Below are 19,384 nucleotides of genomic sequence, written 5' to 3' on the forward strand. Positions count from 1 at the left end.
CAGCTAATTAATTGTGATGGCTCCCTAGGTATCTTCCCTATAGCCCAGCTCAAAAGGCAAAATTATGACTACAGATACGATTGTCGCTCAAGCGACCGCGCCTGGTCGTGGCGGTGTCGGTATTATTCGAGTTTCTGGCCCTAAAGCCAACCAAGTGGCGTTAGAAGTCACTGGCAAAACACTAAAGCCCCGCTACGCAGAGTACCTGCCGTTTAAGTCAGAAGATGGCACTGTGCTTGATCAGGGCATCGCACTGTACTTCCCTAACCCGCACTCATTTACAGGTGAAGACGTACTTGAGCTGCAAGGCCATGGCGGCCCTGTCGTGATGGATATGCTGATAAAACGCATTCTAGGTATAGATGGTATTCGAGCTGCTCGCCCTGGTGAGTTCTCTGAACGCGCATTTCTGAACGATAAACTCGACCTAGCTCAAGCCGAAGCGATTGCAGACCTCATTGATGCCAGTTCTGAAGAAGCAGCAAAATCGGCGCTGCAATCCTTACAGGGCGCATTTTCAGGCCGTATTAATACCTTAGTTGAGTCGCTGATTCATTTGCGTATCTATGTTGAAGCAGCCATCGACTTCCCTGAAGAAGAGATCGACTTTTTGGCCGACGGTAAAGTGGCTGGTGACCTACAAGCCATCATCGACAACCTAGATGCGGTGCGCAAAGAAGCTAACCAAGGCGCTATTATGCGTGAAGGGATGAAAGTCGTGATTGCGGGTCGTCCAAATGCGGGCAAATCAAGCCTGCTGAACGCACTATCGGGTAAAGAGTCTGCAATCGTAACCGACATCGCAGGAACCACGCGTGATGTACTGCGTGAGCACATCCATATTGATGGCATGCCACTACACATCATTGATACAGCAGGTTTGCGTGATGCTTCCGATGAAGTAGAGAAAATCGGTATCGAACGCGCGTGGGATGAAATAGCCCAAGCAGACCGCGTGTTGTTCATGGTGGATGGCACGACAACCGATGCCACCGATCCGAAAGATATCTGGCCAGATTTTGTGGATCGCCTACCAGACAACATTGGTATAACTGTGATCCGTAATAAAGCGGATCAAACGGGTGAAGATATGGGGATCTGCCACGTCAATAACCCTACCCTTATCCGTTTGTCAGCGAAGACTGGTGCAGGGGTTGAAGCTCTGCGCGATCATCTCAAGGAGTGTATGGGCTTCTCTGGCAACAGTGAAGGTGGGTTTATGGCTCGTCGTCGTCATCTCGATGCATTAGAACGTGCCGCACAGCACCTTCAAATAGGCCAGGAGCAGCTTGAAGGCTATATGGCTGGTGAAATATTGGCTGAAGAGCTACGCATCACCCAACAACATCTCAATGAGATTACCGGTGAGTTCAGTTCTGACGACTTACTGGGACGAATCTTCTCTTCATTCTGTATCGGGAAGTAAATAATCGAACGCGCGGTGCTGAGCTTAACTCACACCGCGTTTCTTTTTGTACGGCAAGCCATCCATGAGCTTTAGCCGTCGCATTCAATAAGGAAGAAGTATGATCCACATTATTACAGGCAGCACGTTAGGTGGCGCAGAATACGTAGGGGATCACCTGAGTGATCTACTCAACGAGAATGGATTTGAAACAACGATCCACAACCAGCCTTCCCTCTGTGATATCGAAAATCAAGGTACGTGGTTGGTGATCACCTCTACACATGGAGCTGGTGAGTATCCTGATAATATCCAACCTTTTATCGCAGCATTACAAAATACACCGCCAAAAATGACTGATGTAAAATTTGCGGTGATTGCGATTGGTGACTCTAGCTACGATACGTTCTGTGCCGCTGGTCAACACGCTTATGATTTATTAGAGGATATTGGTGCAACCCCTCTCGCAGATTGCTTTAAAATCGATGTACTGAGCCATGATGTGCCAGAAGACGCCGCAGAGATGTGGTTAAAAGAGAATATCGAACGTTTTTAAACTCACGACTTTCCCTTCAACAGAGTCGAAATTCGGCTCTGTTTTCTCCCATGTGAATAACTCCCACCAAATTATTTTGTTTAATCGCTCAAAAACCAACCAAACAGACTGTGGGTAACTACAATAAGATCCAGTGATTTTCCTTTAGTTATCCCAATAACAACTTTGATCAATTTTACCCCCTGTGTATAACTACCACTTTTGATCCCAGGTAATCCTCGATCTGATCCAATCATGATCACAAGATATGATCCAAAGAAGATCCATGATCTTGTTGATCATTTTTAGGTTATCCACAGAAACGGTCGATCCTAATAGTAGATCTAATAAAAGATCATATATATAGATCTTATATATATTTATCTTGAAGCTTAAAACGGATAAAACGAGAAAACGTTTTTCTCTCTGGCATAAAGCAGGTAAAATACGGCTCCTTTATCTGTCCATTAAATCCCTTTGAATACCTGAGGTCAGTTCATGCTTTATCACGAAAACTTTGACGTCATTGTTGTCGGTGGCGGACACGCAGGAACGGAAGCCGCGCTCGCATCTGCACGCACAGGACAAAAAACGCTTCTCCTTACCCATAACATCGATACATTAGGCCAGATGTCTTGTAATCCGGCGATCGGTGGTATTGGTAAAGGTCACTTAGTAAAAGAAGTAGATGCTATGGGCGGTTTGATGGCTGAAGCCATCGACCATGCAGGTATTCAGTTTCGTACACTAAATGCCTCCAAAGGTCCTGCAGTACGAGCAACTCGAGCTCAAGCCGATCGCGCTCTGTACAAAGCGTACGTTCGTAATGCATTAGAAAATGCGCCTAACTTAACGTTGTTCCAGCAATCAGTTGATGATCTGATTGTTGAACAAGATCGCGCAGTTGGTGTGGTAACTCAAATGGGACTTCGCTTCCATGCGAAAGCCGTTGTGCTAACCGTGGGTACCTTCCTTGGTGGTAAGATCCACATAGGTATGGAAAGCTCGTCTGGTGGTCGTGCCGGGGATCCACCATCGATCGCATTAGCGGATCGACTGCGTGAACTGCCGTTCCGTGTGGATCGTTTAAAAACAGGTACTCCACCGCGCATTGATGCTCGTACTGTTGATTTTTCAGTGCTAGAAGCTCAGCACGGTGATAACCCAACGCCTGTATTCTCGTTCATGGGCAAACGTGAACAGCATCCGCGTCAGATTCCATGTTTCATCACCCACACCAATGAACAAACTCACGATGTGATCCGTAGTAACTTGGATCGCAGTCCAATGTACGCAGGTGTGATTGAAGGTATTGGTCCGCGTTACTGTCCGTCTATTGAAGACAAAGTGATGCGTTTCGCTGACAAAAACAGCCACCAAATCTTCATTGAGCCAGAAGGCCTAACCACGCACGAGTTATACCCTAATGGTATCTCGACCAGCTTGCCATTTGATGTGCAAGTACAAATCGTGCGCTCAATGAAAGGGTTTGAAAATGCACACATCGTTCGCCCAGGTTATGCGATTGAATATGATTTCTTCGATCCACGTGATTTGAAGCAAACGTACGAGACGAAGTTCATCCATGGTTTGTTCTTTGCTGGCCAGATTAATGGTACGACTGGCTACGAAGAAGCCGCAGCGCAAGGCTTGATGGCCGGTCTAAACGCAAGCTTGTTTAGCCAAGACAAAGAAGGCTGGAGCCCACGTCGTGACCAAGCTTACATGGGCGTGTTGATTGATGACTTATCGACCATGGGTACTAAAGAGCCGTACCGCATGTTCACTTCTCGTGCGGAATACCGCCTGCTACTTCGTGAAGATAACGCCGATTTACGTTTAACGGAAAAAGCGCGCGAGCTAGGCTTGATTGATGATGTTCGTTGGGCTCGCTTTAACGAGAAAATCAACAATATGGAAACGGAGCGTCAGCGTTTGAAAGCAACGTGGATGAATCCGAAGTCAGAGGGTGTTGATGAGTTGAACAAGCTACTGAAAACCCCAATGGCCCGTGAAGCGAGTGGTGAGGATCTTCTGCGTCGTCCAGAGATCACTTATGCGCAACTGACGCAACTTGAAGCGTTTGCTCCTGCTCTTGAAGATCAGCAAGCGGCTGAGCAAGTTGAAATTCAAGTGAAATACGATGGTTACATCAAGCGTCAGCAGGAAGAGATCGAAAAATCACTGCGTCACGAAAATACCAAGTTACCTGCTGATTTGGATTACCGCGATGTAAAAGGTTTATCAAACGAAGTCGTTGCTAAACTGAGCGAGGCCAAACCAGAGAGCATCGGTATTGCATCACGCATTTCTGGTATTACGCCTGCTGCAATTTCTATTCTACTTGTTCACTTGAAAAAGCATGGTTTGCTGAAGAAAGGTGAGGAAGAATAATGAGCGCATTGCGAACAAAGCTGGATTCACTGATCGCGAAAACCGATTTGGAAGTGTCAGAACAGCAACGAGAGCAGTTAGTTGGTTATGTCGAACTGCTCGACAAATGGAACAAAGCGTACAATTTAACATCGGTACGTGATCCGCTTGATATGTTAGTGAAACATATTCTTGATAGTATCGTTGTAAGCGCACACCTGCCCGGTGAGCGCTTCATTGATGTTGGTACTGGTCCGGGGTTACCGGGCATCCCTTTGGCAATAATGAACCCTGAGAAAACCTTCTTTTTGCTCGACAGTCTTGGCAAACGCATTCGTTTTATCAAGCAAGTCGTGCACACATTAGGACTGAAAAACGTGACACCAATTCAAAGTCGCGTCGAAGAATTCCAACCTGAAGAAAAATTTGATGGCGTTTTGAGTCGAGCTTTTGCTTCAATGACAGACATGGTGGAATGGTGCCACCATTTGCCGAAACAAGAGCACGGGGTGTTTCTAGCGCTGAAAGGACAGCACCCTAAAGATGAAATGGATCAGCTTCCTGAATGGTGCAGTGTGACAGAGATCATATCTTTGGCTGTTCCTGAGTTGGAAGGTGATCGTCATCTAGTAATCTTATCGCGCAAGGAAAATTAGCGAGGTAATCGTGGGTAAAATTGTAGCAATCGCCAACCAGAAAGGTGGGGTCGGCAAAACAACAACGTGCATTAACTTAGCGGCTTCGATGGCGGCAACAAAGCGCAAGGTTTTGGTGATCGATCTCGACCCGCAAGGCAATGCTACGATGGCCAGTGGCGTGGATAAGTATATGGTCGACGCCACCGCATACGATCTTTTGGTCGAAGATACACCGTTCGATCAAGTCGTTTGTACCCAAACAACAGGGAAGTATGATTTGATCGCGGCGAACGGAGACGTCACCGCGGCAGAAATCAAATTGATGGAAGTTTTCGCTCGTGAAGTACGTCTAAAAAATGCATTGTCGTCAGTTCGCGATAACTATGATTTCATCTTTATTGATTGTCCTCCTTCTCTAAACCTTCTTACAATCAATGCGATGGCGGCAGCTGACTCTGTGCTGGTGCCGATGCAATGTGAATACTTTGCGTTAGAAGGTTTAACTGCTCTTATGGATACAATCAGCAAGTTAGCGGCTGTTGTGAATGAAAACCTAAAAATCGAAGGTTTATTGCGTACCATGTACGACCCACGCAACCGCTTATCGAATGAAGTATCCGATCAACTTAAAAAACACTTTGGGAATAAAGTTTACCGTACTGTCATTCCGCGTAATGTTCGTTTGGCTGAAGCGCCAAGTCACGGTAAGCCAGCAATGTACTACGATAAGTACTCCGCAGGTGCCAAAGCGTATCTTGCTCTAGCGGGCGAAATGCTCCGCCGCGAAGAAATCCCAGTTTAACTCTAACCTAAGGAATTCAATCCCATGTCTAAGCGTGGTCTCGGAAAAGGACTGGATGCGTTATTGTCGACCAGTTCGTTTGCTCGTGAAAAACAGCATATTGCATCGCATAGCCAAGAATTATCGGCAGACGGTGAGTTAACCGATTTAGCGATTGGTCAATTGCAGCCGGGCGTATACCAACCGCGTAAAGATATGGCGCCTGAAGCGCTAGAAGAACTAGCGGCTTCGATTCAATCACAAGGCATTATTCAACCAATCGTGGTTCGCCAGGTCGAAAATGGTCAGTTTGAGATCATCGCAGGTGAGCGCCGCTGGCGTGCTGCAAGGCAGGCGGGTTTAAAACGCGTGCCGTGTTTGGTGAAAAAAGTTGAAGATCGTGCCGCCATCGCCATGGCGTTGATTGAAAACATTCAACGTGAAGACTTGAATGTGATTGAGGAAGCCCAAGCGCTTGAACGTCTACAAGATGAATTCACGCTGACACATCAGCAAGTGGCCGATGTGATTGGTAAATCAAGAACGACGGTCAGTAACCTATTACGTCTGAATCAGTTGGAAGTTGATGTAAAAGGTCTGGTTGCAGATAAAAAATTGGAAATGGGTCATGCTCGAGCTCTGTTAGCGTTAGAAGGCGAACAGCAAGTCGAAGTAGCTCAACAAGTGGCTAAGAAGCAAATGACTGTTCGCCAAACCGAACAGTTAGTAAAAAAGTGCTTAGCCCCACAAAATGAGCAAAAAGGGCAACAAGAGGATACCGAAGCCGAGCAAATGTCGCATAAATTGAGTCAGCTGCTTGATGCAAAAGTTTCTCTTACCCGTTCTGCAAACGGAAAAGCGAAATTGACGATAAGTCTTGATGAGCCTCACAAATTGGACCAACTAATTGCCAAGCTTGAGGCCTAGATGAGATAATTGATTTAGGTCAATTAATCTAATTAATCGAATTTTGTGCGAAAGTTGTCGTTTTGTAAACAAAACTGTAAGTTTTTGATGCAATCGAATTGCTTTACGTTGAACTGAACGTATAATTTTCGCCAATTTCCCAGCACAGAGAGTTAAGTGCGAAGTGGATATTACTAGAGGTACGAATACATGGTAGCTGCGTTAGCTAGACCAGGACGAGAGCTCGCAAGGCAATTGTTAATGATCCAGTCTGGCGCGGTTATTTTTGTGGCAGCAGGAATGGCGGTAGCCATAAATCCTGACTGGGGATTTTCAGCGCTGATTGGCGGAGGCATTTTTGTTGTTGCCAATGCAGTATTCGCGCTGTGTGCTTTCATGTTTAGTGGAGCTCGCGCTGCCAAGCGCATCGCTGCTTCCTTCTATACGGGTGAAGTACTGAAAATTCTCATCACGGTTGCACTGTTCTATGTTGCCTACATGTATATGCAGGTGGAACTTGTTCCCCTCAAACTAACCTATTTGCTGGTACTAGGTATTAATATCTGTGCACCAGTGCTATTCATTAACAACAAAAAATAGGATGAGTTATGGCTGCGCCAGGTGAAGCGCTAACATCGTCCGGTTACATTGCCCACCACCTTTCTAACCTATCGCTATACAAGTTGGGTTTAGTAGGGTCGGAGACAAGTTTCTGGAACGTACATATCGATAGCCTGTTTTTTTCTTGGTTTACTGGTTTAATCTTCCTAGGAATTTTTTACAAAGTAGCAAAGAGAACAACAGCGGGTGTACCGGGTAAGCTTCAGTGTGCTGTAGAAATGATCGTTGAATTTGTCGCCGATAACGTCAAAGACACGTTCCATGGACGCAACCCACTGATCGCGCCTTTAGCACTGACTATCTTTTGTTGGGTATTTTTGATGAACGTGATGGACTTAGTTCCTATCGACTTCTTACCATACCCAGCAGAGCATTGGCTAGGTATTCCTTACCTTAAGGTTGTACCGTCTGCTGATGTGAATATCACCATGGCTATGGCTCTAGGCGTTTTTGCATTGATGATTTACTACAGCATCAAAGTAAAAGGTCTAGGTGGATTCGCAAAAGAACTTGCACTACATCCATTCAATCACCCACTGATGATTCCGTTTAACCTACTAATTGAAGTGGTATCGCTATTAGCGAAACCTCTATCACTTGGTATGCGTCTATTCGGTAACATGTTCGCGGGTGAGGTTGTATTCATTCTTTGTGCGGCAATGCTACCATGGTACTTACAATGGATGGGTTCACTACCGTGGGCAATCTTCCATATCTTGGTTATTACGATTCAAGCCTTCGTATTCATGATGTTGACAATTGTTTACCTGTCAATGGCACACGAAGATCCTGATCATTAATTTTTTTAAAGCTTTTTATTTGGGCACTAAGCCAACAACTATAAATTGGAGATAGTAATGGAAACTTTACTGAGCTTTTCTGCAATCGCCGTAGGTATTATCGTCGGTCTTGCTTCTCTTGGTACAGCGATTGGTTTCGCACTGCTAGGTGGTAAATTCCTAGAAGGTGCTGCACGTCAACCAGAAATGGCTCCTATGCTACAAGTTAAGATGTTCATCATCGCGGGTCTACTTGATGCGGTTCCAATGATCGGTATCGTAATCGCGCTACTATTCACTTTCGCAAACCCATTCGTTGGTCAACTAGGTTAATCACCTTTAACTCGGGACGGGCGATTATCGCTTGTCACTGATTAACACTAAGTCCAAATAGAGGGGTAGCTGTTGTGAACATAAACGCAACTCTGCTAGGTCAAGCAATCTCGTTCGCACTATTTGTGTGGTTCTGCATGAAGTATGTATGGCCACCATTGATGCAAGCGATCGAAGAGCGTCAGAAGAAAATTGCTGATGGTCTTCAAGCAGCAGAACGTGCTGCGAAAGACTTGGATCTAGCACAAGCCAACGCTTCTGATCAATTGAAAGAAGCGAAGCGCACAGCAACTGAGATCATCGAACAAGCGAACAAGCGTAAGTCTCAAATTCTTGATGAAGCTCGCGAGGAAGCTCAGGCAGAACGCCAGAAAATCCTAGCGCAAGCAGAAGCAGAACTTGAAGCTGAACGCAATCGTGCACGCGATGAGCTGCGCAAACAAGTTGCTACTCTGGCTGTAGCTGGTGCTGAGAAAATCCTTGAGCGTTCTATCGATAAAGATGCGCAAAAAGATATTCTCGACAACATTACTGCAAAACTTTAAGTCTGGGGGCGCATATGTCTGATTTGACTACTATCGCACGCCCCTATGCTAAAGCAGCCTTCGACTTTGCTTTAGAGAAAGACCAGTTGGACCAATGGGGCCAAATGTTATCTTTTGCTGCTGAAGTGGCCAAAAACGAACAAATGAACGAACTACTAACGGGTTCGGTTTCTGCTGACAAAATGGCAGAAATTTTTGTTGCAGTTTGCGGCGAACAAGTTGATGCGCACGGTCAAAACCTTTTGAAGGTAATGGCTGAGAATGGTCGTTTAGCGGCCCTTCCTGATGTTTGTAAAGAGTTTTTTACTCTGAAAAAAGAACATGAGAAAGAAATTGATGTTGAAGTAATTTCAGCAACAGAGCTTTCTGATGAACAACTTGCAAACATTGGCAGCAAACTTGAAAAGCGTCTTGAACGCAAAGTGAAGCTGAATTGCAGTGTAGATGAGACCCTACTTGGTGGGGTTATTATTCGAGCCGGAGACCTAGTCATCGATGACTCAGCGCGTGGTCGTTTGAACCGCCTGAGCGATGCATTGCAGTCTTAATGGGGATTGGAGCATGCAACTTAATTCCACGGAAATTAGCGATCTGATCAAACAACGTATCGAATCTTTCGAAGTTGTTAGTGAAGCTCGCAACGAAGGTACTATCGTATCGGTAAGCGATGGTATCATCCGCATCCACGGCCTAGCGGACGTGATGCAAGGTGAAATGATTGAATTACCGGGTGGCCGTTATGCACTGGCACTTAACCTTGAGCGTGACTCGGTTGGTGCGGTTGTAATGGGCCCATATGCTGACCTTAAGGAAGGCATGAAAGTTACAGGTACTGGCCGCATTCTTGAAGTGCCAGTTGGTCCAGAACTACTAGGCCGCGTAGTAAATACGCTGGGTGAGCCTATCGATGGTAAAGGTCCAATCGAAGCGAAAATGACTTCGCCTGTAGAAGTGATCGCACCAGGTGTAATCGACCGTAAATCGGTAGACCAACCTGTGCAAACTGGTTATAAGTCAGTTGACTCAATGATCCCAATCGGTCGTGGTCAGCGTGAGCTTATCATCGGTGACCGTCAGATTGGTAAAACAGCACTGGCGATCGACGCGATCATCAACCAGAAAGACTCTGGTATTTTCTCTATCTACGTAGCAATCGGTCAGAAAGCATCGACTATCGCTAACGTTGTTCGCAAACTAGAAGAGCACGGCGCACTACAAAACACTATCGTTGTAGTTGCATCCGCTTCTGAATCTGCAGCGCTTCAATACCTAGCGCCTTACGCAGGTTGTGCGATGGGTGAATACTTCCGCGATCGCGGTGAAGACGCACTGATTGTTTACGATGATCTATCTAAGCAAGCGGTAGCTTACCGTCAGATCTCTCTACTACTTAAACGTCCACCAGGCCGTGAGGCATTCCCAGGTGACGTATTCTACTTACACTCGCGTCTACTAGAGCGTGCAGCTCGTGTAAACGAAGAGTACGTAGAGCGTTTCACTAACGGTGAAGTGAAAGGTAAGACTGGTTCTTTGACTGCTCTTCCTATCATCGAAACTCAAGCAGGTGACGTTTCAGCATTCGTACCGACTAACGTAATCTCGATTACCGATGGTCAGATCTTCCTACAAACTGAGCTATTCAACGCTGGTGTTCGTCCTGCTGTTGACCCAGGTATCTCAGTATCTCGTGTAGGTGGTTCAGCTCAGACGAAAATCATCAAGAAACTATCAGGTGGTATCCGTACAGCACTAGCTGCATACCGTGAACTAGCGGCATTTGCTCAGTTCTCTTCTGACCTTGATGACGCAACGAAGAAACAGCTAGACCATGGTCAAAAAGTTACAGAACTAATGAAGCAGAAGCAGTACGCTCCAATGTCTGTATTTGACCAAGCTCTAACTATCTTCGCGGCAGAGCGCGGTTACCTTGATGATGTAGAACTTAACAAAGTTCTAGATTTCGAGGCGGCTCTACTATCGTACGCTCGCGGTCAATACGCTGAACTAGCAGCTGAGATCGACAAGTCTGGCGCTTACAACGATGAAATCGAAGCTCAGTTGAAGAAACTGACTGACGACTTCAAAGCAACCCAAACTTGGTAATTAGGTCGGTGGCAGTTTCTGCCACCAACTAACGGAGAGTAACGATGGCCGGCGCAAAAGAGATACGTAATAAAATCGGTAGTGTTAAAAGCACTCAGAAAATTACGAAAGCGATGGAAATGGTAGCAGCTTCAAAAATGCGTCGTTCTCAAGATGCAATGGAAGCTTCTCGTCCATACGCTGAAACAATGCGTAAAGTGATCGGTCATGTGGCTAACGCAAACCTAGAGTACCGTCATCCGTACCTAGAAGAGCGTGAAGCTAAACGTGTTGGTTACATCATCGTTTCGACAGACCGTGGTCTGTGTGGTGGTTTGAACATTAACGTGTTCAAAAAAGCCGTTACAGACATGCAAGCATGGAGAGAGAAAGGTGCTGAGATTGAGCTAGCCGTTGTTGGCTCAAAAGCAACAGCTTTCTTTAAACATGGTGGCGCAAAAGTTGCGGCACAGGTTTCTGGTCTTGGAGATAATCCAAGCCTACAAGACCTAATCGGCTCTGTTGGCGTAATGCTGAAGAAATACGATGAAGGTGAACTGGACCGTCTATATGTAGTATTCAACAAGTTTGTAAATACTATGGTTCAGCAACCAACGATCGATCAATTGCTACCTTTGCCTAAATCGGACAGCGAAGAGATGCAGCGTGAGCATTCATGGGACTACATCTATGAGCCTGAACCAAAACCTCTACTGGATACGCTATTAGTGCGTTACGTAGAGTCTCAGGTATACCAAGGTGTGGTTGAGAACCTTGCTTGTGAGCAAGCGGCTCGAATGATTGCGATGAAGGCTGCAACGGATAACGCAACCAGTTTGATTGACGATTTGGAACTTGTGTATAACAAAGCCCGTCAGGCTGCGATTACACAAGAACTATCAGAAATCGTTGGTGGTGCAGCTGCGGTTTAAGCTTAGGTAAAACGAAATAGTTTAGAGGATTAACGATGGCTACAGGTAAGATCGTACAGATCATCGGTGCGGTAGTCGACGTAGAGTTCCCACAGAGCAATGTACCTAGTGTATATGACGCTCTAAACGTAACGGACTCAAAAGAGCGTCTAGTTCTTGAAGTTCAACAACAGCTAGGCGGTGGCGTAGTTCGTTGTATCGTAATGGGTAGCTCTGATGGTTTACGTCGTGGAGTTGAAGTGGTTAACACTGGCGCTCCAATTTCAGTACCAGTAGGTACTAAAACTCTAGGTCGTATCATGAACGTCCTAGGTGACGCGATTGACGAGCGTGGTGAAGTGGGTGCGGAAGAGGTTTACTCTATCCACCGTAGTGCACCAAGCTACGAAGAGCAATCAAACGAAATTGCACTTCTAGAAACGGGCGTTAAAGTAATCGACCTAATTTGTCCATTCGCTAAGGGTGGTAAAATCGGTCTATTCGGTGGTGCTGGTGTAGGTAAGACCGTTAACATGATGGAACTTATCAACAACATCGCACTACAGCACTCAGGTCTATCAGTATTTGCTGGTGTTGGTGAGCGTACTCGTGAAGGTAACGATTTCTACTACGAGATGCAGGAAGCGGGCGTTGTAAACGTTGAGAAGCCTGAAGAATCAAAAGTAGCGATGGTTTACGGTCAGATGAACGAGCCACCAGGTAACCGTCTACGTGTTGCACTGACTGGTCTAACAATGGCAGAGCGTTTCCGTGACGAAGGTCGTGACGTACTACTGTTCATTGATAACATCTACCGTTACACACTTGCAGGTACAGAGGTATCAGCACTACTAGGTCGTATGCCTTCTGCGGTAGGTTACCAGCCAACTCTTGCAGAAGAGATGGGTGTACTTCAGGAGCGTATCACGTCAACGAAATCAGGTTCTATCACGTCTGTACAGGCGGTATACGTACCAGCGGATGACTTGACTGACCCGTCTCCAGCAACAACGTTCGCGCACTTGGATGCAACGGTTGTACTTAACCGTAACATCGCTGCAATGGGTCTATACCCTGCGATCGACCCGCTAGATTCAACATCTCGTATGCTTGATCCACTAGTCGTTGGTCAAGATCACTACGAAGTTGCTCGTGGTGTTCAGCAGACTCTTCAGCGCTACAAAGAGCTGAAAGATATCATTGCTATCCTAGGTATGGACGAGCTATCTGAAGAAGATAAGCAAGTTGTATCTCGTGCACGTAAGATTGAGCGTTTCCTAACTCAGCCTTACCACGTAGCAGAAGTATTTACAGGTGACCCTGGTATTTACGTACCTCTAAAAGAGACTCTACGTGGCTTTAAAGGTCTACTAGCTGGTGAATACGACGACATTCCTGAGCAGGCATTTATGTACTGCGGTAGCATCGACGATGCTATTGAGAATGCGAAGAAGCTATAAGGCTAACTAGGAGGCGATATGGCAGCAATAACCTTTCACCTAGACGTAGTAAGCGCTGAGAAGAAAATCTTCTCTGGTCGTGTTGAAACGTTTCAGGTGACCGGTAGCGAAGGTGAACTTGGTATTTTCCATGGTCACACACCGCTGCTGACCGCTATCAAGCCTGGTATGGTGCGTATTGTGAAACAGCACGGCCACGAAGAAATTATTTATGTTTCTGGTGGTATGGTAGAGATTCAGCCTGGTACAGCGACTGTACTAGCTGATACAGCTATCCGTGGTGAAGAGCTAGACGCAGCGAAGGCAGAAGAAGCCAAACGCCGCGCTGAGGAGCAAATCCAGAATCAGCATGGTGACATGGACTTCGCACAAGCGGCCAGTGAACTGGCTAAAGCCATTGCTCAGCTACGAGTTATCGAGCTGACAAAAAAGCGTCGCTAAGCTCAATTAGCAACGTTGCATGAAAAAAGGCGGCCAATTGGTCGCCTTTTTGATTAATTTTAGTTGGAAATTTACATCCCACCATTAACTAATCCTTCCAAGGTGTTTAAAATAACGCCCAATTAAAATAGAACGTCAATAGGTTATTAATGAAATTCAGTGCTGTGATCCTTGCTGCGGGTAAAGGTACCCGTATGTATTCAAACATGCCTAAAGTGCTACACACTTTGGCAGGGAAGCCAATGGCAAAACATGTGATTGATACATGTACAGGTCTTGGCGCACAAAACATCCACTTAGTATATGGTCACGGTGGTGATCAAATGCAGCAAACGCTAGCAGAAGAGCCTGTAAACTGGGTACTGCAAGCGGAGCAACTAGGTACAGGTCATGCGGTTGATCAAGCGTCTCCGAAGTTTGAAGACGATGAAAAAGTACTGGTGCTTTACGGTGATGTTCCACTGATTTCAGCTGAAACGATTGAAAACCTATTAGATGCACAGCCAACAGGCGGTATTGCACTACTAACAGTGATTCTAGATAACCCGACAGGCTACGGTCGTATTATCCGTAAGAATGGTCCTGTTGTGGCGATCGTTGAGCAAAAAGATGCAACAGAAGAACAAAAACAAATTAAAGAGATCAATACTGGTGTGATGGTTGCGACTGGTGGGGATCTTAAGCGTTGGTTGTCTGGCTTAAACAACAACAACGCACAAGGCGAATACTACCTAACTGACGTTATTGCAGCTGCACACGATGAAGGTCGTGCCGTTGAGGCTGTACACCCAGTCAATGCCATTGAGGTGGAAGGGGTCAATGACCGCGCACAGCTTGCTCGTCTAGAGCGTGCTTTCCAGTCAATGCAAGCTCAGAAGCTGCTAGAGCAAGGTGTCATGCTACGCGATCCAGCACGCTTTGATTTGCGTGGTGAGTTACAGTGCGGTATGGACTGTGAAATCGACGTGAATGTTATCGTCGAAGGTAAAGTTTCACTGGGTGATAACGTGGTTATCGGTGCGGGTTGTGTACTGAAAGATTGTGAAATCGACGACAACACCATCGTTCGCCCTTACAGTGTGATTGAAGGTGCAACGGTTGGTGAAGAATGTACGGTTGGTCCATTTACTCGCCTTCGTCCTGGTGCTGAAATGCGTAACGATTCCCATGTGGGTAACTTCGTTGAAGTGAAAAATGCGCGCATCGGAGAAGGTTCAAAAGCGAACCACCTAACTTACTTAGGTGATGCAGAGATCGGTCAACGTACTAACATCGGCGCAGGTACTATCACTTGTAACTACGATGGTGCGAACAAGTTTAAAACCATCATCGGTAATGATGTATTTGTTGGTTCTGATAGCCAGCTGGTGGCGCCTGTCACTATCGCTGATGGCGCAACCATAGGTGCAGGCACGACACTAACAAAAGATGTTGAAGAAGGTGAGTTAGTAATTACTCGCGTCAAAGAGCGCAAAATTACTGGCTGGCAGCGTCCTGTAAAACAGAAATAAACATTACCTGCACTCACTCTATCGCTATACTGTCAAAGCCGCTCAACAAGAGCGGCTTTGTTGTTTCTAGCTCAGGCTTCATCGTTAGTAGCTAGGAATAGCAATACGTTTTTCGAGCCAACGAACGGCTTGAGATACAAATAGGATGAGCAACAAGTACTCCAAAACGAGGAAGGTATAAATCTCTAAGGGTAAGTACTCATTCACCACCAGCTCATTAGCACGGCGAGTGAGATCGCTTAAACCAATCACGCTGACTAAAGAACTCATCTTGAGAATGTAGACAAATTGATTGCCCAGTGGAGGGAGGATTTGTCGAAACGCTTGGGGAAGAATTACCAAGCGCATCTTTTGCCAATAGCTTAAGCCCAAAGACTCAGCTGCTTCATGCTGGCCACGGCTGATAGCTTGTATCCCACCGCGAAACACTTCCGCCATAAACGCACTCTCAGCGATAGTCAGTGCAATAACACCCGCCCAAAAGTGATTGAGTGAGACATCCAATAGTGTAGGCATGCCGTAATACACCCAAAGTAGTAAGACTAAAACTGGCACTGAACGGATCACCTCGACGTAAATACGGTTTATCCACTTCAGAGAGGCAGAGTCCGACAGAGCGGGTAACGCAACGATTAGGCCCAAGCTCATCGCAAATAACATACTAAGGAGTGATACTTGGATGGTGTCGTTAAACCCAGCGATTAAAAACTTTAGATTGGTGAGCCCTTGATCCGTCGAAGGGTCAAGTACATACCAGCCCCATTGATAATCTGAACAACCAGTGAGTAATAGTAGTGAAAATAGCCATAGAGTTCGAAACGTCACATTTACTCCCTGAATTAACTAAAAAACTTCCTTTGTTGTTGCTATGTTATCAGTAGAGCTCTAATAAAGGTTAATTATTAAACCGTATAAGGTCATTATTTTTAAGGGAATAAAAATGAGAAAGATTTTACTAGTGCTAGGAATGTGTTTGCTTGCTGCGACTCAAGTCGCTCACGCTGAAAGCCGTCTTCAATCTATTTTAGACAATGGCGTACTCCGAGTTGGAACGACGGGAGATTGGAATCCGATGACGATGAAAGACCCCGCGACAAACAGTTATCGTGGCTTCGATATCGATGTAACAACAGAACTTGCTAAAGATCTCGGTGTAAAAGTGGAGTATGTTCCCACGGATTGGAAGACGCTAGTTAATGGCATTACCGCCAACAAGTACGATATTACTGGCAGCGCATCTCTGAACATGTCGCGCGCGAAAGTAGCTGGATACAGCCAGCCATATTTCTATCTTGCCTTTGTACCTGTGGTGCAAAAGAAAGATCTCGCCAAATTCTCTGATTGGGCGGATTTTAATAAACCAGAAGTAAAAGTCGCGGCGACGTTAGGTACGGTACAAGAAAAAATGGTTAAGGAGTTCTTCCCGTCTGCTCAGCATATTGTTATTGAAGCGCCAGCGCGCGACTTCCAAGAACTACTAGCTCGCAGGGCCGATGTATCGGTGACGTCCAATGTGGAAGCAGCGACGTTGGTGGACAAGTTTAAACAGTTGGCGATAGTGCCAGTGACCGCACCGCGTAAACCAACCCCAATTGCTATGTTGTTGCCGCAAGACGATCAAGTATGGATTAATTACATCAATCACTGGGTTGAGTTGAAAAAGACTCAAGGCTTTTTTAAGCAGACTGCCAAGAAGTGGGGGTTGAAAAGCTTATAAACAGAAAGAGCCGCATTGCGCGGCTCTTTTTATTATTTGAACGATTAAAGTTCGTCTTCACTCACGACTCGGGCGTTGTCAGGAGTCGTAAAGTGCTTGGATAATTCGCGATTCGACAGAATGTATCCCATCCACAGCCCACCCATACAGATGATGATTGCGATGCCAGTAACCATCTGAGCTTGGCTTGCCATTGCGGCTACCAATGCACTTGAGAAGCTACTTACACAGATTTGCAGGCTGTTTTGCAGACCTGCTGCTGTTGCAGGGCTCTGTTGTGCGCTGGCCAGTGCACGGTTTACCACGATTGGGTACAGCGCGCCGTTAGCGACGGCAATCAAACAGAATGGCGCAAGAATAGGCCAAATCGATGACAGCTCCCACTGTGAAGCAATGAAAATCATTAATGCCGCGACACTAAATAGGCCAATCAGTTGGCGCAGAACCTTTTCATCACCAAATTTTCGAACGCCTACTTTACCTAAGTAGCCACCAGCCATAAACGCGATAGTTTGTGGGATAAAGCTCAAACCAATATCTTTTGCTTCGTAGCCCAGTTGCGCCATGATTTCTGGCATCCCTGTTAGGTAAGCAAAGAATGCAGCTGAAGCCGTCGCAAACATAAACACGTTGCCAAGGTATTTTTTAGAACTCAGCAGCGCTTTGATGTCGGCAGACATACTGGTTTGTTTGATTTCTGCTTTCTCGTCTTTTTGTGCCATGGTCGCAAAGACCAAAAAGACACCAACCAGTGTTAGCGTAATAAAGATACTGTGCCAGCCGAAGTTATCTGCCAACACAACCCCTAATTGAGGTGCTAGTGCTGGTGATAGCGCGACGAGTGGCATGATTGTCGCAAAAATTTGTTGGCTACTGCTTGAGTAGCGCTTAATGACCATAGCCTGCCAGATCACGGCTGGTGCACACACACCGATAGCTTGGATAAAGCGCAGTGTGAGTAGTTGCCATACTTGATCACAGAAAGCCAAACCGAATGACGCGATAGTAAATAGCACCAACCCGGCTGCGAGTGTATTACGATGGCCAAATTTATCGGATGCCAATCCCCACATTAGCTGGCCAATCGCCATACCAACGAGGAATACCGTTAAAGAGAGCGCAATTTGCTCAGGGCCTGTTGCAAAGTCGATTTCCATCGCTTTGAATGCTGGCAGATACATATCGGTAGCAACGAAGCCAAGCATCGATAATGCTGCCAGATAAATGAGCTGTAGTTTTGAGATTTTCATGATTCAACCAGTCAAATTATTTAATCATTTTTTAATCAACATCAGTTGGCGCCAACCCTGATTTATTTACCTTATTATTCTATTTTTCGATTTTGAGAAAATAAAACGCTAAAATTGTTGGTTATCAATCAAATTTTTTGAAAGGTTAAATCATGTTCTCTAAAGCGTCTTTGGAAATGCTGGATACGGTTGCCCGTTTAGGCAGTTTCACCGCTGCGGCTGAGGTATTGCATAAAGTCCCCTCAGCCATCAGCTATGGAGTAAGGCAGGTCGAGCAAGATTTAGATGTGGTGCTGTTTCGACGTTTACCAAGGAAAGTCGAGCTAACTCCAGCGGGTGAACTTTTTATGGCCGAGGCGCGCTCTTTGCTGCGTCAAATGGAAGAGGTGAAAGCACAAACGCGGCGAGCGGCTCAAGGATGGAAAAGCACGTTAAAGCTGACCTTAGATAACGTGGTGAAGTTAGAAAAACTCAAACCTTTGGTGGAAGATTTCTATCGCGAGTTTGAATTTGCTGAATTGCAGATCAATATGGAGGTCTTCAATGGTTCTTGGGAAGCCATAGCACAAGGTCGAGCCGACATTGTCGTTGGCGCGACATCTGCGGTTCCCGTTGGGGGAGATTTTGAAGTCAAAGATATGGGCGTATTAGATTGGGCATTTGTAATGTCACCCGCTCATCCTTGCGTTCGACAACAAGTGCTTACTGAAGCGTTTGTGAGTCAATTTCCGGCGATCTGTCTTGATGATACTTCGAACGTGCTGCCAAAACGCCATACTGGCCATTATCCGCAACAGCGCCGATTATTATTGCCCAATTGGTATAGTGCGATTGAATGTTTAAAAAATGGGGTGGGCGTGGGTTACATGCCACGTCATATTGCAACACCCTTAATCAATGATGGTGTGCTGGTGGAGAAGGTCATGCCGGATGATAAACCGCTCAGTCACTGCTGCTTAGTATGGCGCAAAGATGATAATCATAAATTGATCCAGTGGATGGTGGACTATCTTGGGTCGCCTAATCAGCTACATAAAGATTGGTTACAGTCATAAAAAACACCTCGCATTAGCGAGGTGTTTTCATTGATATGTTT

20 protein-coding genes are annotated in these 19,384 nt (G+C 45.9%); 18 read left to right on the forward strand and 2 right to left on the reverse strand.

What is annotated here, in order from left to right; genetic code table 11:
• Positions 1-64 precede the first annotated feature (64 nt).
• From mnmE to glmU, 16 genes are all read left to right on the forward strand, one after another.
• The gene (mnmE, locus tag R7P67_RS16735) at positions 65-1,426 is read left to right on the forward strand and encodes a tRNA uridine-5-carboxymethylaminomethyl(34) synthesis GTPase MnmE (RefSeq protein WP_005383836.1); all 1,362 of its coding nucleotides are present in this window, start codon (positions 65-67) and stop codon (positions 1,424-1,426) included.
• A gap of 100 nt (positions 1,427-1,526) precedes the next feature.
• Positions 1,527-1,961 (forward strand): FMN-binding protein MioC, encoded by a 435-nt coding sequence (gene mioC, locus R7P67_RS16740; protein WP_154204938.1) that lies wholly within the window; start codon positions 1,527-1,529, stop codon positions 1,959-1,961.
• Between the two features lie 477 nt (positions 1,962-2,438).
• A complete protein-coding gene (mnmG, locus tag R7P67_RS16745) occupies positions 2,439-4,334 on the forward strand; it encodes a tRNA uridine-5-carboxymethylaminomethyl(34) synthesis enzyme MnmG (RefSeq protein WP_062730794.1) in 1,896 nt (631 codons plus the stop codon).
• Entirely contained in the window at positions 4,334-4,969 is a 636-nt protein-coding gene (gene rsmG, locus R7P67_RS16750; RefSeq protein ID WP_005378902.1) for a 16S rRNA (guanine(527)-N(7))-methyltransferase RsmG, read from the forward strand. Before mnmG ends, rsmG begins: the two co-directional genes overlap by 1 nt.
• A 10-nt stretch (positions 4,970-4,979) precedes the next feature.
• On the forward strand, positions 4,980-5,753 hold the full coding sequence (locus R7P67_RS16755) for a ParA family protein (RefSeq protein WP_005383838.1): 774 nt from the start codon (positions 4,980-4,982) through the stop codon (positions 5,751-5,753).
• A 24-nt stretch (positions 5,754-5,777) separates the two neighbouring features.
• Complete coding sequence (locus tag R7P67_RS16760; RefSeq protein ID WP_005383840.1) at positions 5,778-6,659, forward strand: ParB/RepB/Spo0J family partition protein; 882 nt, start codon at positions 5,778-5,780, stop codon at positions 6,657-6,659.
• A 189-nt stretch (positions 6,660-6,848) separates the two neighbouring features.
• On the forward strand, positions 6,849-7,238 hold the full coding sequence (locus R7P67_RS16765) for a F0F1 ATP synthase subunit I (RefSeq protein WP_005378921.1): 390 nt from the start codon (positions 6,849-6,851) through the stop codon (positions 7,236-7,238).
• Positions 7,239-7,246: 8 nt separating this feature from the next.
• A complete protein-coding gene (atpB, locus tag R7P67_RS16770) occupies positions 7,247-8,059 on the forward strand; it encodes a F0F1 ATP synthase subunit A (protein WP_005378922.1) in 813 nt (270 codons plus the stop codon).
• Between the two features lie 57 nt (positions 8,060-8,116).
• The gene (gene atpE / locus R7P67_RS16775) at positions 8,117-8,371 is read left to right on the forward strand and encodes a F0F1 ATP synthase subunit C (RefSeq protein ID WP_002540812.1); all 255 of its coding nucleotides are present in this window, start codon (positions 8,117-8,119) and stop codon (positions 8,369-8,371) included.
• Between the two features lie 74 nt (positions 8,372-8,445).
• Complete coding sequence (atpF, locus tag R7P67_RS16780; RefSeq protein ID WP_005378929.1) at positions 8,446-8,916, forward strand: F0F1 ATP synthase subunit B; 471 nt, start codon at positions 8,446-8,448, stop codon at positions 8,914-8,916.
• Positions 8,917-8,930: 14 nt separating this feature from the next.
• Entirely contained in the window at positions 8,931-9,464 is a 534-nt protein-coding gene (atpH, locus tag R7P67_RS16785) for a F0F1 ATP synthase subunit delta (protein ID WP_005378930.1), read from the forward strand.
• Between the two features lie 13 nt (positions 9,465-9,477).
• On the forward strand, positions 9,478-11,019 hold the full coding sequence (gene atpA, locus R7P67_RS16790; RefSeq protein ID WP_005378931.1) for a F0F1 ATP synthase subunit alpha: 1,542 nt from the start codon (positions 9,478-9,480) through the stop codon (positions 11,017-11,019).
• A 44-nt stretch (positions 11,020-11,063) separates the two neighbouring features.
• Entirely contained in the window at positions 11,064-11,930 is an 867-nt protein-coding gene (gene atpG, locus R7P67_RS16795) for a F0F1 ATP synthase subunit gamma (protein ID WP_005378932.1), read from the forward strand.
• A 35-nt stretch (positions 11,931-11,965) separates the two neighbouring features.
• Positions 11,966-13,369: a F0F1 ATP synthase subunit beta gene (atpD, locus tag R7P67_RS16800; RefSeq protein ID WP_005383849.1), complete on the forward strand. Its 1,404-nt coding sequence runs from the start codon at positions 11,966-11,968 to the stop codon at positions 13,367-13,369.
• Between the two features lie 18 nt (positions 13,370-13,387).
• Positions 13,388-13,810, forward strand: coding sequence for a F0F1 ATP synthase subunit epsilon (locus R7P67_RS16805; protein ID WP_005378937.1), 423 nt, complete (start codon positions 13,388-13,390; stop codon positions 13,808-13,810).
• 149 nt (positions 13,811-13,959) lie between these two features.
• Complete coding sequence (glmU, locus tag R7P67_RS16810; RefSeq protein WP_017821563.1) at positions 13,960-15,321, forward strand: bifunctional UDP-N-acetylglucosamine diphosphorylase/glucosamine-1-phosphate N-acetyltransferase GlmU; 1,362 nt, start codon at positions 13,960-13,962, stop codon at positions 15,319-15,321.
• A gap of 84 nt (positions 15,322-15,405) precedes the next feature.
• On the opposite strand, the gene R7P67_RS16815 is transcribed toward glmU, so the two are convergent.
• Positions 15,406-16,146, reverse strand: coding sequence for an amino acid ABC transporter permease (locus R7P67_RS16815; protein ID WP_005383852.1), 741 nt, complete (start codon positions 16,144-16,146; stop codon positions 15,406-15,408).
• A gap of 115 nt (positions 16,147-16,261) precedes the next feature.
• On the opposite strand from R7P67_RS16815, the gene R7P67_RS16820 reads away from it, so the two are divergent.
• Complete coding sequence (locus tag R7P67_RS16820; RefSeq protein WP_005378944.1) at positions 16,262-17,038, forward strand: transporter substrate-binding domain-containing protein; 777 nt, start codon at positions 16,262-16,264, stop codon at positions 17,036-17,038.
• Between the two features lie 44 nt (positions 17,039-17,082).
• On the opposite strand, the gene punC is transcribed toward R7P67_RS16820, so the two are convergent.
• Entirely contained in the window at positions 17,083-18,288 is a 1,206-nt protein-coding gene (punC, locus tag R7P67_RS16825; RefSeq protein WP_005378946.1) for a purine nucleoside transporter PunC, read from the reverse strand.
• A 152-nt stretch (positions 18,289-18,440) separates the two neighbouring features.
• On the opposite strand from punC, the gene punR reads away from it, so the two are divergent.
• A complete protein-coding gene (punR, locus tag R7P67_RS16830; RefSeq protein ID WP_005378948.1) occupies positions 18,441-19,343 on the forward strand; it encodes a DNA-binding transcriptional activator PunR in 903 nt (300 codons plus the stop codon).
• Positions 19,344-19,384: the final 41 nt, after the last annotated feature.

The organism is Vibrio sp. Vb0937, from assembly GCF_033338855.1.